Raw genomic sequence first — 16,246 nt, forward strand, 5'->3', positions numbered from 1 at the left:
AAGAATTTTTATCTATACAACACAAACCTCGGTTCGTGTTGCGACCTTCGTACCCGGTCGCAATCACCCCCTTTTCTGATAGGCTTAGGCCTTTCCTGCAAATGACTCCGACCACACAGGACTTAGCGATACCTTGACACTGAAACCACACCCCTCTCTCGGGAGATTGACGGAGGAATGCCGCGAGTGGCTGGAAAACGCGCGCAAGAAAGACTATGTGGAGCGATACACGTCTGCAGTTCAGGGTTTCTTGGATAAGCCTGGCGAGCTGAACCAAAAAGCAGGGTTGCAACTTCGCAGCCTTGCGCTTTTCTACGACGTGGCGAGCTGTGATGCTTTTCTACGTTCCGACATCCAGGAACTTACGTGCTTTGTTCAACAGGCCATTCAGTTGCGGTCCTTAGTCTTCCGCTGGGATGGCATGTATAGCGACATGCGCCAAGACTTGGGCAATTGGCCGACTGAGTTTTCCGACGGCATGAAGGCTGCTGGTCCATGTATGATCTCTTGGTGGGATCAAGCCAGCACATGCGCCCAGCTTTTCCTCGAAATGGCTGAGAAGGACCAAGTCATAAACACGACGCCCGGGATGCGCAGAATCAAGCGCGGGACCTCTGACGTCTACCTTTTGAGTATTTTCTCGGCTGAGTTTAAAATCCCTACGATCTTCGTCCCCCCATCGATGCTTATCCCTCCATATCAAGCTGTGCTCGACGCCTGGAACACCGATAATGAGGCACAGTTCCAAGCGGTTATGCAAACGGCGGCTGAGTTCCACATTTCTCGAAGCAGAGACAATACGGACAAGATCAGGTTCGAGTTCGACGCCACAATCGACCGTGTCTTTCCAGCAGAGCTTCTTGTCATCCAAGCTCTACGGCGTAGGCACAAACTCCCTGAGTTCGATGCTGGTCACGCCCTGATCGATGAGCCTTGGAAGGTATTGCGCACTATTAAAACCGTTGCTTTCAACGAACTGGCCAAATCCTTAGAAGATAGATTACTCGTAGACTACCCGCGATTTCGCTAAGTACATTTCGGACGTCTGCCTTTGATAGCATCAAAAGGGTCAATGAAAACCAGCACATCAAGGTCTGTTGGACAGATTGCCTATAGCGACACGCCGACAGATAGCTGAGTTTGCTCAAGCTGCTCGATCATCCCGCGCGCGAACGCGCTTTTCTGCACGACCATGCTCGAGCTCCTGCCGGCTTCACGGTGATCAAGCGTTGCTGATTCTCGCCAGCCTTCGCCGCGACCTCGGTCTTTTCGCCTCAATAAGCAGATTGGCCGCCGACATCCGTTGCCAGGCTCTCGGGCTGTCGAACGCCATAGCCATACCCGGGCCTGCCTGGTGAATCCGCCATGACGAAGCTAGCGACACGTGGCTTGGCTGACAACGATAGTGTGGTCGGGAAGAACAAGGTACCAACCATGCCGACGACGACACCGCACTGCCGAATTTACAAAAGATTAGGCCGCAGCACGCTTTGAATAGTACTGTGCGCGTCTTCAATAGACAAATCCAGAAGTGGACCGTTGAACGTTTAAAACGCGCGGTGAACGCCTTGTAGTTGACAATCGCGAACACGCCAAGCTCCTCGATAACTCGCATCGGCGCTTTATTCCTGCAGATCGCATTACCAGAATCTTGGCAACCATCGTTCTTGCTTACCCCGAAATATCTTTACGCGGCGTTGCCGCGGAGTTCAACAACATGGGAGAAAAACGGCTATCCAATTTGTCATCAATGACGCTCGCAGCTACGGCCTGATACGCGATTGAATCGTTGGTAATCCACCTCTAGAAGATTTTTAATTAACGGACAGCCCGCCTCCTTTGACGGCCATAGCTTCGCCGCGTAACATTTGCGTGTCGTGATTACTTAGATTGCCGAAAAGGAGCTGGCCAACAGAAATTTGACCAGAGCGTATCTTCGTTGTTAAGGAGCGCATATAACCTCCTGCAGATTTAATTTCGCTCCCGCGCTGTAATATCCAAGCGATGAGAGCTGAAACGCGTTCCCTTCCCATAAGAGTAAACGCTTCGTGATAGGCACTGTCGGAAATACCTAAAAATGAGGCCACACCTCGGGTGGTGTCAACCAGATCGCGCCAGCAAACAATTCCTCGCACAGCATATTCTCGAATATCCGGGCAAGCCCTGAGAACCATGTCGAGCGAGAACTCTTCTGAAAATTGGGGCTTTTCATCGTGTGATGACGAACGGTGTTTTTGAACAAACGAAGATCTCAAATTACTCAAATTACATATAGAAGATTCAAAAGAGGATTCAGTTAGGGATTCCTTATAGTGCCGCTCAATGTGGTCATCACTGGCGCTTATTTCAGTATTATTTTCCAAAAGATTCAATGCTTTAGCCAGTTTTGTATGCAACGCTGACAAACTTTCCAAGGCCTCACTTAACTCAAGGCTGGTTGCGCGTCGCGGGAGCCGCTCGATGATTGCGCGGAACTGATCGTTGTCTGGTTGAAGGGATGAAGCATTGCCCTCCATTTCCGCTGCCATAAACAGTTGGGCGATTTCGCGACGCAGAAGAGTGATTTGCTCGCGCGTTCGTTTCAAAGCAAGCGCTTCAGCCTGAATTGATTGAGCAGCTTTTGCGATCTCATCGGCACGTTCAAGGAGTGGTTGGAAAGAAAAGCCAAACGCCTCCTCAACTTCTCCTGATCTATCCTTATAAGCGTATCTCTTGCCATTTGGACTGTCGCGACGCAGGATGAGCCCGGCGTTAACAAGCGCTGCGATATGCCGTCTTAATGTGGATTCCGGCATGCCGTGTGCACGCAAAGCCAATTGGCGATTGGAGGGAAATACTACTAGACCTGTTTTGTGGCTTATTTCGTTGCTGGGATAAAATGACAAAAGAGAACTCAGGACTGCCAGACAGCGATCATTCACGCCGAACTGCGCCTTGGCGATGCAAAGCTGCTTATAGACTGACCATCTGTTAATGGATGTGTTAACGGACTGGGTAATTGTCTTTGCCTGCATTTGCGCAAGCGACATCGTTCGCCCGCGGAACGCGGACGTTATTCTCTCCAGAATTTGCATTTTCCTTCACCTTTCAAAAGGCAAAAGAAATCCGCCCGTCAAAATGACGTCCAACACTCTTGACAGTGATTCATGGAAATGCGATTCTCGAAGCGACCAAACTTGAGGAAGGCTTCCATGACGGCAACGTTATCGGGGGCCTTTTTCTTTTGCTGTTAATCTCCACTCGATTGCGATTTTGTCTGCTTATACTCGATATAAAAACGATCCATATTGCTTGAAAGCCAGTCACTAAATGGACGTGCTTCCGTGCTGGAAAGTTCTATGGCAACGTTCTTCGGCTTTTGCTTCATCGACAAGCGTACGGCTCTGTCCTCAGACAACCATGACTTTTCAATTGCCGCTTTTGCCGACACCTTAGCGGCGGATCGCACGCTGTATTTCTTCAGATACTCATGGAGAGCATCAAATCTCTCCTCTTCTGGCAAAGCCATAAACCCATCTGAAGCGATGCGCGAAAGTGCGACATCAAGATGAGCTGGATTTAGGATTATTTGGCGAAGTGAGAGCCATTTGTCTCGACCAATCTTTTTTGACGCCCCCATCGCCATGATCATCGTCGAGGGCACAGTCTCAACGACACTTAGCATTTTCGACAACAGGGCATCATCGATGCCGATGGCCGACTTAACGATATCTTTGCTCATTCCGCTTGAGAGCAGATTTTGCGCAAAATAAGCTCGCTCGATGAATGATAAATTAGATCGCGCGGAGTTTTCCTGCCCTTGTGCGATCGCGGATGAAATATCATCGAGTTTCTTGACAACTGCTTTGACGCGAATGCCAAGATCCATAGCGGCGCGCGCACGGCGATGACCAAACACCACCATATAACGTTCGTCATTGTGAGGATTGGGACGAACGAGAATAGGTGTCGCCTGACCATGATCCTTAATGGCCTCTTTTAGAGCTTCAAATTCAATGTCATCCTCGGATAAACGATCAGAAGCGAAGGAGACATCTAAAAGATGAGGCTCTATCTCGACGATTGTTTCACCTTCCATCAGCCGCTTTGTATTCTCGGCCATTTCCTCTATGGAACGCACAACAGTTTTTGCAGGACCCGTCATACCATATCCGCTTTTCGGGGCCGGTTTATCGCTGTTGAGTGAAGCGAGATCCAGATTTGCAAATGGATTCTTACGCGACATTGGCAGCTACCTCCACGGTCATTTCGGATAACCATCTGAATAATAACAAGAAAAAAGAAGAAAGAACGGCTGACAAAAACATCATTTGCGCCCCCATGTCTGATGGATAAGATCGGCAACCTCTCCATTTGTGGCGTTCAGGCTTTCCATGGCACGCTCATAGGTGGAACGAACAAAGTCACTTTTTTCAACTTCGTAAAGGGTTTGCTTCTTTATCGAGGCGTCAGAAATGGCTGTTGACTTTAAAACATGGTTTTTAAGCATGTTTTGTGCAAACATGGATTGCATAAAGCCGACCATCTGGGCCTGAGGAATGTCAGTGGGTTCGAAACGGGTTATAAGATAGCGGAACCATTTGACTTTTATCTGTGCACCGGCATCTGCCACCGACGTCATTATGCCCCCCAGCATCTGAAGAAACTGAGACATCGACATAATATCGAGCATTTGGGGATGAATGGTGATCAAAATACCAGTTGACGCCATCAGAGCTGTAATCGTCAGATATCCCAGCTGCGGTGGACAATCGATGACCACCACGTCGTAATTGTCTTCGATTTCTTTCAATGCATTCACAATGCGTAAATGAAAAAGCCGCCCCTCTTCTCCTTTACGACCAGAGATCGCGAGAGGTACGTCGTATTCATACTCTTGCAAAAGCAGATTTGCTGGCACGATATCAAGGTTCGGGATATTGGTTGACTGGATGATCTCGGCAATTGGTTTCTTTTCATCGTCAAAGCGCAACGCTTCGTAAAGCGAAGCAATGTCATCCAGTTCGGGCTGGATTCCGAACAGTGATGTCAGAGATGCCTGCGGATCCAAGTCAATCGCCAGAACACGGTGGCCCGTCAATGCGAGGTATTGCGCCAGATGAGCGGATGTGGTCGTCTTACCGGAGCCACCTTTAAAGTTGACCACTGAAAGAACCTGCAGAGGTTCGCCTTTCTTGCGACGGGGAAGATATATGCGTTTATCCGACTTCTTGTTCTCTTCAAGGTGAGCTCGGAGTTCGAGCATTTGTTCTGCGGTATAATAGCGACGCCCTGAAACCACTTCGATTTCAGGGCCCTTGCCTTCGCTGTGCAGCTGTCGCAAATGTGATTGAGTCACACCTATAAGATCCGCCACTTCCGGGAGCTGGAACCGCCGGAGGCTCTTCCGCGCATCCGGGGGGTACTGTTGAGTCCGCAGCATGTTCAACGCGCTGGAGATCTTTGAACCTTGGCTCGCAATTTCGTGGTCAAACCGGCTTGTGTTGTGATCGTTCATTTTGTGAACTAAAGTCCTTGCTTGGGTCACTTTCGCAAAAAAGCGCGCGGCATTCATATTTTCGCAACTATAATTCCGATTCTGGCAGCACTGCAAGGAGTTTAAGGTTAATGAAAGGTTAATTGTTGGTGTTAGAAATAATGCCCTGATCCGAATCCAATTATTCTGTTTTGCTGCTTCGCCTGAATGTTTGCGTATCATCAGAACAATTGCCAAAATTGGAAGGTTTAGCGGTCGCTGCTAAGGCCCGATCACAACTTGCAAATAACCACCCTCGTTTGGCAATGAAAATCACACCGTGGTTGGCAAGATCAAGCAATTGCCGATTATCAGGACGCGAGGCTGCCTACTGCGTTCTAGTGGTTGCTCCAATACAGTGGAGTTCGGGAACAGGTTAGTGGCGGTCTGCGTTAGCTGTGACAGTTTAAATCTCCGCGACCTATGTATCATTGGAGCTGGGGCGAGGCGGCCGAATGAAAGTGAGTTTATGTTCGTCCATGCTAAACGCCAATTGATGTAGAAGCCCTTACTTCCTGTTTGAACTGGTGTAGGCATCCGCATCGCGTGCCCCAGCGCAATGCGTATTGAGGAAGCTCGAGTGCCGATGGCTGCCATGCATCAACTCGATACCCGTTTCGTAGCCTATGAGTGGGAATGTCGCTCGCCGCTTTTCCTACGCTCGTCTTAAAGTCACGATCTCGAACTTTGAAAAACCAAACTTGGGATGGAGGCTTGGCTTGGGCCAAATTAATTGGCGGGTTCACAAGATGAGAAATTGTTGTGGGTAGCAGCGTGACCTCATTGGCGCGATTATATATGGGGCACAAGCGTGCCTGGATAAACGTTCGAGGGTTCCTGTATTGTAGTGATGAAGGGCGGCATATGGATCGCGCGTTCTGAAGTTGTGTCGCTGCTTTAGGTTTACTTCAGTACACGGCGGTAAAACAGGTTCAGATCTGCTAAGGCATGGAAAAATAACGATTTTATCGCCAAAAGTACGGTTGACAAAAACAAGGCGTTTAGCCAGGAATTGACCTGGAGTTTTGCCAGCGGAATTCTATTTCTTTTGCTGCGAACATTATTTGCTTCGGTGCTATTCCGTGGTGAAACTTTTAGCACACTGTCGTGTTTAACCGAGAAGCCCCATAACGGCCTTTCAAATTAGAAGCCGAGAATGTGGGTTGTAGCTTTATATGCTATCAAGGAATCTAGTGTGGAGTTTACAACTATCGTTGATTATGGGAGCTCCCAGAAGAGAAGCAATCCTTTGGTGGCGACGTTTTAGCTTTGACGAGGGACGCATATCGACACCGATATTGGTAAGAAATGTCGCAACACCGGTTCGATGTCTTTTTAGGTTCAAATTTATCGGGGCGCAACGAAATCTCAAATTACATTTAAGAGATTTCGGTGTTCGTTAAGCATACCGAAAAACACGACATGGATACCTCAGACTTCAGAGCTCTATCAATGTTTAACGCTTGCGCGATCAAAAAGTCGCTCAATGGTCGCGGGGTTGGTGTTTACAATTGTTTTACTTTGGAAGTTCATCTGCCACTGGTCGTTTTGGTAAGATAACTACGATAATGAGAACGATCAGCGCATAAGTGGATGTGCACTTCGCGGTCAAGATCAATTTCTGAATAACTAACTGTCAGACGGGTCTTGAATTGGGCGAACGCGCCACTTGTTCTTTTCCTTGCCGCAGCTTTCATGCCCAATGGGCTTGCCAACTCGATAGAAATGACGGGTACTATGTCACTGTAATGCGAGACTATATTGGTGGCGGTCAAATGCGGGAGAGGCCTATAGACAAGCGGTTTCCGTTGAATTTAGCTATCCTGGCTGCGCCCGATGATCCATGCATTGCATATTATGTTAGCTATTCTTTCCGTAGATTGAGGGGCGGGCGAGTTATAGATCTCCGCTCACTTCGCCAGTCAACGCTGGTAAAAAGCGTTTGGAGCGCACGGGCTATATCCGACATCAGTTCGATGCTTGAAAACTTAAAAGTTGATCATGCAAACGCGACTGGCTGCGGGGACAATCGCAACAGTGAGGTGTTCACTATAAATGGTCACCCATGGCCACAAGTTAACTTTCAAGAAACGTCTGTCAGAGCTTAAGTGGTCGCTTGGAATAAGCTGGCAACGGCGGTGTGGGTGAAAACACGTATTATAGTATTTGCTAATAAGTTCTCGCAATGCTTTCTCGCAAAGAGCCCCCTACAGCTTAACAAATGCCGGCCTGATGATGTAATCTGTTTACAGTCCAGATGTTGCGTTTTGTCCCGAACTGGATCATATATAGGTGAAACATATCCCTGTTCGCTGATATTCGGCGCTTGCTTAGAATCCACAAAAATCATTGTTTTCAGTATAGTCACGGTGGCGAAACTTAACAGCTAGTTAAGTTTCGTAATGCTGAACAAGTGGTTAAAAATCAACGAAAACTGCCCATCAATTTCGGCCCACTGTCGATTAGCTATTGGGGTAAGCGGGGCATATCCGTTGGCGGTGCTATTTTACTGGGCAGTTGCGGCTGTTCTTGTAATCTATCAGAATCCGGCATGGCTTAGAAGAACCAGCGGATGATGGCGAGTAGGAAGAACCTCGGTGATTGGGATCGATATCGATAGTCTGGATGAAGCAACGCTGACGGCGCTGAACCGCCGGATCGTTGAGCGATTGCAGTTTCTCCATCAGCAAAAGACGGCTGCAGCCTTGCAGGCTTTTGCGATGATGAGGCCTGCAAGTTCTGGGGTGGCTGGCTGTTGATTGGGAATGCCAAGCCGATCACTAAGATAATGCCAGAAGGAAAGCCCGAGCTTCTTGCAGGTCTTCAGGAGGCCGAGCATGGTATCGCGGGCGCGACACGCCCATCCCGGCTCATGGTGCCGCCAGAGATCTTGCGTTTGGTGACGCAACTGCGCAGATCATTCTCGGGGGCATTGGTGTGCAACGGGATTTCGGGTCGTTCGAGAACTTTCAGCAATTCCTTTTTGCGGCGCAGTAAGCGTGTCAAAAGTTCATCCAGCTCGACGTAGCCGGTGCGGATCGTGAAGATCCGTTCAAAGCGCATGTTGAAGGCGGCGATCGAGGGCTTTTGCTTGAACCCTTTCAGCGCTTTGTAAAAGCTCCAGATGAGATCACGGATATTTTCCACCATTCGAACTTGCTGGGGCGTTTTCGACATCAGTTTTTGCAGCAGCCGCTCCGCGTGCACCCAGCACAGGGCATGGTCTCCCACCCGGAATTGCCCTGCATCGTCAGAGACAATGACCGTATTGCCCATAAGTCCGTGATATCGGATCGCACCCCACAGACCAGCTTCACCGAACATGCGGAGCGTATTGTTATCGAAGATGTCGACGCCATTTCTGAGCAGATGCTCAAGAAACGGTACCTGATTGGGAAAGTGCTGCGCTTTTCGGGGTCGTAAGCGGGCTATGATTGCAGGATCGACGTTACGGGCTTGCAAATAATCGAGTGCCCCATCACTGAGAACAGTGTCCTGATAATTGTCACGCAAAAGCGACAGGAAGTTCAGGCGAGATTTTGTTTTTGTGGTGCGAAAGACGCTAAAATTCGCGTTGCCGATATGAGTTGTATAGAAGTTATCGCTGGCATGGCGGGCGCCGGTGTCGTCGACCGTAACATAGGCGGCTGACACCAAACCGGTATGCAGAACCGCAGCATCCTCAGCGATAAAACCCTCCAGGTTCCTGGTCAGCATACGCACAACCTGTCGTTTCGAGATATCCACGCCGATATCGTTCAACAACGTCGATAGTCGTTCCATCGTCACCTGGCCCTGTGCGTGCAGCATTAAACAGAGCCGCCGCAAATTAGGTCCGTAGCCTCCGACGATTCCGGCAGGCAGCGGCGCAAGGATTGCTTTACCCTCCGGTGTCGCCCAGCATTCGCGCTGATAATGAATAACCTCAGCGCGCAAAACTACATCTCGCACGTAATAGCTTCTGTAGCCCTTAAAGCGTGACCCAGCCGGAGCATTGGCATGAAGAACAATGTCACGGTCAACGCGTTCAACATCCAGTTTCGGCCCACGTGGCTTCTTCTTGCTTGCCTGTTTATTCTGTGCCTTCGCGTCGGTTGCCTTATCCATACCCGACGCTTTGAACGGTGGCCGTGGTGGTAGGTTTTTCAGACGAGCAATCTCATCGCGAAGCAGTTGGTTCTCAACTTTAAGCCGGGTGTTTTCCAGACGGAACTCGGCATTCTCCTTACGGAGTACAGCATTCTCAGCTTCCAGCCTCTCAAGGCGAGCCTCTGCACGTTCTGCTTTCTCAACCAAACCCGTGACCAGACTGCGCAACGCGTTGAGTGAAAGCGTGTCAGCATGCTTGGGCGAGGGAAGCGTTCTCTTCGGCATACACACAGAGAATTATGAGTTGCCAAAATCAGGAATCCCGAACACCCAAAATGCCTATCCGAAACACGCGATATGCACAGGGTTTAATATTTCTGACTTGGTATCAGAAACACAAATTCGCCTCTCAATTTGCTCCGCTTACTGGCATTCATGATAGAGCGCGAGCCTATTCGCGCAAGAGAGCCGCAATTCTTTCGAGAATAAGCTCGCTGGCATCCAGAATATCGTTGGCGAGCGCCGCCTCGGCGGCATCTGCATCACGTGCTTCGATTGCTTTCACGACGATATAGTGGTCTTCAATCATATGACGGCCACCATACTCGTATATGCCTGCAATCAGTGGACCCATCTGCAGCCAGAGGGTTCCAAGGATTGTAATGAGCGATGGCATCCGTGCAATTTCCGCAAAAGCCGAGTGGAAAATCTGGTTGCACTCTAGAGCATCTTCCCAGCGCTGCTCCTCAATGGCGATCTCATTATCGTTGATAATGGACCAAAGCCGGGCAATGTCTTCTGGTGTCGCTGCAACGGCGGCGCGGCTGACCGCCAGTCCTTCCAGTCGCACCCGAATATCGCGTATCTCGCAATAGCGTTCCGGCGTCAGGATGGGCACACGCACATCGCGCGGTGTTTTCTGGATGAGGGCATTGTCCTGAATGAGCCGAAGCAGTGCATCGCGAACCGGCGTGACCGATGTACCCAGCGAAGCCGCCAGCTCGCGAATGGTCAGCCGTGTACCGGGGGCAAACTTGCCGCGCATTAAAGCTTCCGAGAGTTTGCGATAAACCACATCGCCTAGGTTCTCGTGCACTAAGGTCTGCAGTTCAGCAATTTTGTGCATGTGTGCGCTCTCCACTAACATCCAATATGGTCTTTTATCATATTTGTAGTTTGATGCATCAAATATGTTGCACGAAGCTGAAGTTATCTATAGCTTCCTTTCAACGGACGATCAGCCTCCACGATTTCGTGTGGCAACAGCATAAGCTTCGCTGTCATGGGCTGCATCTGGAAATAAGAGGCCGTAGTGCCGGTCCACCGGCTTTGAAAGGGGAATTACATGACGAGACAGCCCAATTCCGTTGAAGCTCGTGATATTGCCTATCATTTCCATTCGAACACCAATGCGCGCCGTCACGAAGAAATCGGCCCGGTGGTGATCGAAAAGGGTGATGGCATCTACGTTGAAGACAATAACGGCAAGCGTTACATCGAGGCGATGGCGGGCCTTTGGAGCGTCGGCGTCGGCTTTTCCGAAAAGCGTCTGGCGGATGCTGCACACAAGCAGATGTTGAAGCTGCCTTATTCGCACACTTTCACGCACCGGTCGCATCCGCCGGTCATCGAATTGGCCGAGAAGCTGATCAGCATCGCGCCGGTTCCGATGAGCAAAGTCTATTTCACCAACTCCGGCTCGGAAGCCAACGACACCATCATCAAGATGCTGTGGTTCCGTGCCAATGCCATGGGCCAGCCGCAGCGCACCAAGATCATCGGCCGCAAGCGTGGCTATCATGGCGTGACGATTGCATCGGCCAGCGCTACCGGCCTGCCGGTTAATCACAACTCTTTTAATCTGCCGCTGCCGGGTTTCCTGCATACGACCTGCCCGCATTATTATCGTGATGCGCTGCCGGGTGAGACGGTGGATGAATTCACCACGCGTCTTGCCGGGGACCTGGAGGACATGATCCTCGCCGAAGGACCGGAAACTGTTGCAGCCTTCATCGGCGAGCCGGTGATGGGGGCAGGGGGTGTGGTCGTACCACCGGAAGGTTACTGGGAAAAGATTCAGGCCGTGCTGCAGAAATACGATATTCTGCTGATCGCCGACGAAGTGATCTGCGGTTTTGGTCGTACCGGCAATATGTTCGGTTCACAGACCTTCAACATGAAGCCGGATATCATGACGCTGTCGAAGCAGATTTCGTCATCCTATCTGCCAATATCGGCCTTCATGTTCAATGACCGCGTCTATCAGCCGGTGGCGGATGAAAGCGCACGCCTTGGTGTATTCGGTCACGGCTATACGGGGTCGGGTCATCCGGTTGCAGCCGCCGTTGCCGTTGAAAACCTCAAGATCATCGAAGAGCGCGATCTTGTCACCAATGCGCGTGAAACCGGTGCCTATATGCAAAAGCGCCTGCGCGAGTTGACCGATCACCCGCTGGTTGGCGAAGTTCGCGGCGTTGGTCTCATTGCTGCGCTTGAACTGGTTGGCGACAAGGCAACCAAGGCGCCGCACGAAAAAGTCGGCACGCTGGGCGTTCTCGCCAATGCGGCTATGTTCGGCAATGGCGTCATCACGCGCAACATGGCAGATGCGATTGCGTTTTGCCCTCCCATGATCATCACGCCTGCGCAGGTCGATGATGTCGTCGCGGCAACGAAGAAGTCGTTGGATGAAACGCTGATCGCAATCGGTCGCTCTTAAAGGCAAAAATCCGAATTAGCGCACCGGGCTTTAATAGCCCGGTGGCACCAGGCATTAAATTGTGATTGGATACATTTTGCGCTTTTAAGTAGATTAAACGGCGTTAAATGACAAAAATAAAGAATAATGTATCCAATCTGATTGACAGGGTGGCCATTCTATATAAGCGTTAACGAATAAAAGAAGGCAAAATCGCCTCACAAAATCAACCGCAGAGGGCAAAATGGGAGCTCGTCTCGATATGAATCTGAAATATACTATTGGCTCGTCCATACTGGCGCTGGCTGTTTCCTTTTCGGCAACCGCATTTGCTGCAGATGGATCCGGAAAATGGTGGCCCTTCAAGATCCAGTCCGCAAAGGATGGTGATCTGAAGTCGGTCTCTGAAATTGAATACACGCCGCTGGAGAAGGCAGAAAAGCCCTGGAACCTTTGCGTTCTCTACCCTCATATTCAGGATGGCTACTGGGTATCGGTCAATTACGGCATGGTAGAGGAAGCCAAGCGTCTGGGCGTCAATCTGACGATCTATCAGGCTGGCGGCTATACATCACTTCCCAAGCAAATCTCGCAATATGACGATTGCGTCGCGGCCGGCACGGATGCCATTCTGATTTCGCCGATCTCGGAAGCGGGCGTCGCTGCGAAGATCACTGAAGGCATGAACAAGGGCATCGTCAATATCGCTGTGGCGAACCCCATTCTCGAAACGCCGACCACTGCCCGCGTCACACCGGACTTCTATCAGAAGGGCTATCAGACCGGCGAATATGCCAAGAAGCTTCTTGGCGACAAGGAAGGAAAAGCAGTCGGATTTCCCGGACCTCAGGGTTCTGGATGGGCGGAAACCTATATGAGCGGCTTCCGGGACTCCGTCAAAGAGGGCAATATCAAATTGTTGGCGGAGCAGTTTGGTGAAGCCAGCGTTCCAGCGCAGCTGCGTCTGGTAGAAGATGCGTTGCAGACCTATCCCGATATGAATGTCATCTGGGGTGGCGCCCCAACCGCCGAAGCCGCAATTGGTGCGGTGGAAGATGCCGGGCGTGACGATGTGATGATCGTTTCTTCCTATGAAAATCAGACGATGCTGGATGCGGTCAAGAGCGGAAAAGTTGTTGCCTTTGCAACTGAATATCCGGTCATGATGGGTCGTATTGGCGTTGATCTTGCTGTTCGTGCCCTTGAAAAGAAACCGCACGAGAAAGTGCTGCTCGTTTCTCCTGGTATTGTCACGAAGGATAATATCGACAGCTTCGATACGACGCAGATCTTCGCCCCAGCCAATACGCGTCCCGTATTCTCGGTCAACGCCAAGTAGGCTGCGTTTTCAGGCGGTTTCGTCTTTCAACAATGCGACGTCGTCTGGTCTCGAAAGAGGCCGGGCGGGGATCATTGATCGGGAATGACCATGCTTCACATCAAAGGGCTGACAAAGAATTTCCGCAACATTGCCGCGTTGAGCAACGTTGAGCTACACCTGAAGCCTGGCGAGGTCCACGCGCTTCTCGGTGAAAATGGTGCGGGTAAGTCTACGCTCATCAATTTGATTGTTGGAACTTTCGAGCCATCGGCAGGAGAGCTGACGGTGAACGGAAAGACCTACAACAAAATGAACCCGGCACTTGCACGTGAGCTTGACATCGCGTCGGTGTTTCAGGAGTTCAGCCTTGTTCCGGATTTGACGGTACTGGAAAATCTGTTTTTGGCACGCGAAAAGAGCGGCAGGCTTTTTCTCAAAAAAGCGGCCATGCGCGCCGAAGCACAGCGATTGCTGGATGAGCTGGAGTTTCATGTCCCGCTGGATGCACTAGTCGGGCATCTTTCGCGCGCTCAGCGACAAATGATCGAGATTGCCAAAGCACTTCGGCTTGAACCTAAAATTCTCATCCTTGACGAGCCGACAGCATCGCTGACTGATGGTGAGGCGGAAAAGCTGTTCCGCACCATCCGGCGATTGAAAGAAAAGGGCGTCGGTATCATCTACGTATCCCATCGCATGGCGGAACTGCGCGATCTCTCTGATCGCGTGACAGTTCTGCGCGGCGGTAAGTATATCGGCACTGTGAACACCGGGGAGATCAGTGACGAAGGTCTGATCGAGATGATGATCGGGCGTCCGGTCTCGGAACTGTTTCCAAAGATCACAACCAGCCCGACCGAAGTTGCTCTGAAGATCGACAGGCTTTCGGTTGAAAGCGGTGCAGTCGTCGATGCCAGCATTTATGCACGAGCGGGTGAGGTCGTTGGCCTTGCCGGTTTGGTTGGTTGTGGGCGTTCGGAATTGTGTCGCGCCATCTTTGGTCTTGAGATGATATCGTCAGGACGCATTCAACTTCATGGCAAGCTCGTAGAGCGCCCGACGCCTCCGGTCATGCTAAACAACCATCTTTGCTATTTCCCTGCAGACCGTGGCGAGGAAGGCCTGGCTTTGATCCGGCCCGCCCGTGAGAATGTGACCATGGCTGGTTTAAACCTGCCAAGTCTGTCCATTGGTCCCTTCTTCAAACACAGGAAAGAAGCGTCAGTAGTCGCTAGTCCGCTGAAGGAACTGGCGCTTAGTCCCTTCGATCCCGAAAGGCGCGCCCGTGCATTTTCGGGCGGCAACCAGCAGAAAATCATGCTGGCGCGCGGTTTGATGAAGGATTTCGACGTCTATATTTTCGATGAGCCCACTGTGGGGATCGATGTGGGCGCCAAGGCCGATGTCTACCGATACATAAAGCGTCTGGTAGAGGGCGGTGCCTGCGTCATTGTCTCCACTTCGGAATTGCCTGAGCTGATCAATCTGTCGACACGCATTTACGTCATGCATGAAGGTCGGATCATGGCGGAAATCCGGGAAAATGAAAAATCCGAAGCGAGTGTATTGTCTCACTATTTTGGGGAAAGCGCCGGGAAGGAATGGATAGCATGACGGACACCGTCGCCCGACAAGCTGCCCCTCATAGCGGGCCGCATTTTCTCCAGCGGTTTATCGCTAGCGGCGGAATCGTGTTTACGTTCCTGGCCTTGTCCCTGATCATTACTTCGCTGATAGCGCCGAGCTTTCTGAACCGGCTTAATCTGATCAACGTCATGAGAAACTTCTCATTTCTGGCGCTGCCTGCTCTCGCGCAGATGCTGGTCATGACAATCGGCGGCTTCGACCTCTCGGTTGGAGCTGTCGTTGCGGGGGGGACATTGGTTACAGCCACGATCATGCTTGTCGTGGGACCCATGTTCCCGGGAATGGAACTCTACGTAACATTGCTCGCATTATTGGCTGTCCTTGCACTTGGTGGACTGGTGGGGCTTATTAATGGTGCTCTTGTTGCGACCTTTAACATTTCGCCCTTTATGGTGACGCTGGCGGTGACCTCCATCATCATGGGCGTTGCTCTCTATTTCACGCAAGGTATTCCCGTTTACGGCGTGTTCGACGGTTATATCAAAGGCGTTGGTCGAAATCAGATCATGAACATACCAGTGATCATGATCATCGTTCTGGCGGTCGCCGTACTCTGTGTTGTGATGCAGCGTCATACTGCTTTCGGACGTCATATTTATGCGGTTGGCAGCAATCCCCGTTCAGCACTTCTTTCCGGCATCAAGGTCAAGCGTGTCATTGTATCCACTTATGTGCTTGCCAGTGTTCTCGCGGCTCTGACCGGCTTTCTGATGACGGCCCGACTTGGTTCGGGGCAGGCCACAATTGGTAGCATGCTGGCTATGGAAACAATCGCCGCTGCTGTTATTGGAGGCGTGTCGTTGCGTGGCGGAGTAGGGCGAGCGGAACTTGTTGTTCTAGCCGCACTTTTTCTCACTGTTATTGGCAACGCGATGAACCTGCTTCAGATAGACAGTAAATTTCAGACATTGATGCTTGGCGCGGTGTTGATCGTCGCTTTGGGGATCGAACGTTTGCTTCAGGTGAGGAAATGACC

General features: G+C 50.9%; 10 protein-coding genes and 1 pseudogene. 6 read left to right on the forward strand and 5 right to left on the reverse strand.

Going from position 1 to position 16,246, the window contains the following annotated elements; all coding sequences use genetic code 11:
• The first annotated feature begins 166 nt into the window (after positions 1-166).
• A complete protein-coding gene (locus CES85_RS25235; RefSeq protein ID WP_095448521.1) occupies positions 167-1,030 on the forward strand; it encodes a hypothetical protein in 864 nt (287 codons plus the stop codon).
• A gap of 784 nt (positions 1,031-1,814) precedes the next feature.
• Here the strand turns inward: CES85_RS25235 and repC are convergent.
• From repC to repA, 3 genes are all read right to left on the reverse strand, one after another.
• Positions 1,815-3,074, reverse strand: a complete 1,260-nt coding sequence (gene repC / locus CES85_RS25240; protein WP_095448522.1) for a plasmid replication protein RepC — start codon at positions 3,072-3,074, stop codon at positions 1,815-1,817.
• A 155-nt stretch (positions 3,075-3,229) separates the two neighbouring features.
• Complete coding sequence (repB, locus tag CES85_RS25245; RefSeq protein WP_095448523.1) at positions 3,230-4,225, reverse strand: plasmid partitioning protein RepB; 996 nt, start codon at positions 4,223-4,225, stop codon at positions 3,230-3,232.
• A gap of 81 nt (positions 4,226-4,306) precedes the next feature.
• Positions 4,307-5,497, reverse strand: a complete 1,191-nt coding sequence (gene repA, locus CES85_RS25250; RefSeq protein WP_095448863.1) for a plasmid partitioning protein RepA — start codon at positions 5,495-5,497, stop codon at positions 4,307-4,309.
• Between the two features lie 2,615 nt (positions 5,498-8,112).
• On the opposite strand from repA, the gene CES85_RS25255 reads away from it, so the two are divergent.
• Positions 8,113-8,274, forward strand: coding sequence for a hypothetical protein (locus CES85_RS25255; RefSeq protein WP_157743520.1), 162 nt, complete (start codon positions 8,113-8,115; stop codon positions 8,272-8,274).
• Here CES85_RS25255 and CES85_RS25260 read toward each other — a convergent pair.
• Together CES85_RS25260 and CES85_RS25265 are read right to left on the reverse strand one after the other, a co-directional pair.
• A pseudogene (locus tag CES85_RS25260) lies at positions 8,199-9,889 on the reverse strand (IS66 family transposase). The gene CES85_RS25255 and the pseudogene CES85_RS25260 sit on opposite strands and share 76 nt — an antisense overlap.
• 166 nt (positions 9,890-10,055) lie before the next feature.
• A complete protein-coding gene (locus CES85_RS25265) occupies positions 10,056-10,730 on the reverse strand; it encodes a GntR family transcriptional regulator (RefSeq protein ID WP_095448524.1) in 675 nt (224 codons plus the stop codon).
• A gap of 219 nt (positions 10,731-10,949) precedes the next feature.
• Between CES85_RS25265 and CES85_RS25270 the strand changes: the two genes are divergently transcribed.
• From CES85_RS25270 to CES85_RS25285, 4 genes are all read left to right on the forward strand, one after another.
• The gene (locus tag CES85_RS25270; RefSeq protein WP_095448525.1) at positions 10,950-12,323 is read left to right on the forward strand and encodes an aspartate aminotransferase family protein; all 1,374 of its coding nucleotides are present in this window, start codon (positions 10,950-10,952) and stop codon (positions 12,321-12,323) included.
• A 241-nt stretch (positions 12,324-12,564) separates the two neighbouring features.
• Positions 12,565-13,641, forward strand: coding sequence for a TMAO reductase system periplasmic protein TorT (gene torT, locus CES85_RS25275; protein ID WP_095448864.1), 1,077 nt, complete (start codon positions 12,565-12,567; stop codon positions 13,639-13,641).
• A gap of 90 nt (positions 13,642-13,731) precedes the next feature.
• The gene (locus tag CES85_RS25280; RefSeq protein ID WP_095448526.1) at positions 13,732-15,237 is read left to right on the forward strand and encodes a sugar ABC transporter ATP-binding protein; all 1,506 of its coding nucleotides are present in this window, start codon (positions 13,732-13,734) and stop codon (positions 15,235-15,237) included.
• Complete coding sequence (locus CES85_RS25285) at positions 15,234-16,244, forward strand: ABC transporter permease (protein WP_095448527.1); 1,011 nt, start codon at positions 15,234-15,236, stop codon at positions 16,242-16,244. The genes CES85_RS25280 and CES85_RS25285 overlap by 4 nt, the downstream gene beginning before the upstream one ends.
• The last annotated feature ends 2 nt before the right edge of the window (positions 16,245-16,246 follow it).

The organism is Ochrobactrum quorumnocens, from assembly GCF_002278035.1.
Taxonomy (GTDB): domain Bacteria; phylum Pseudomonadota; class Alphaproteobacteria; order Rhizobiales; family Rhizobiaceae; genus Brucella; species Brucella quorumnocens.